Source organism: Photobacterium alginatilyticum, from assembly GCF_009910675.1.
GTDB lineage: Bacteria > Pseudomonadota > Gammaproteobacteria > Enterobacterales > Vibrionaceae > Photobacterium > Photobacterium alginatilyticum.
In genome coordinates this window covers 1-554 of sequence record NZ_RSEJ01000219.1, presented here as the reverse complement: position 1 = coordinate 554, position 554 = coordinate 1, and the positions used below count along the sequence as shown (strand labels likewise).

Genomic DNA, 554 nt, shown 5'->3' with positions numbered 1-554 from the left:
CAGAAGATGAATTGGCAAATTAAAAAGTATGGATATTACTGGCCAAGCATGAGGAAAGACTGCATCAATTATGTGAAAGGATGCCAAAAGTGTCAAGCCCATKGGTCAATACAAAGGGCACCAGCAAATTATCTACAATCCATATTAAAACCWTGGCCATTTAGAGGCTGGGCTATGGATATTATAGGAKAAATWATYCCWAAYTCTTCGAAAGGGCATAAGTATGTTYTAGTAGCAACKGACTAYTTTACCAAATGGACAGARGCYATTGCTTTAAMAAGYATTACTCAAAAGGARATTATYAYTTTCCTAGAAGAAAACATACTGTGTAARTTTGGAATYCCAGAAACCATTACAACAGAYCAAGCTTCGAACTTCAATGGTTCAGAAGTAARAGAYTRTTTAAGTAAYTTTGGTGTGAAATTATTAAATTCGACACCATATTATGCACAAGCGAATGGTCAAGTGGAATCAACTAACAAAATCATCAAAAAAGGGGTCTCTAAAATGATAGAAGATAATCCCAGAAAATGGCACAAATTATTACCCAGGGT

Annotated in this window: 1 protein-coding gene; it reads left to right on the top strand. The window is 35.1% G+C overall.

Annotation, left to right across the window (positions count from 1 at the left end):
* Positions 1 to 6: 6 nt before the first annotated feature.
* Positions 7 to 554 (top strand): integrase (locus EIZ48_RS31620; RefSeq protein ID WP_500690631.1); only part of this gene is annotated, 548 nt, incomplete at its 3' end.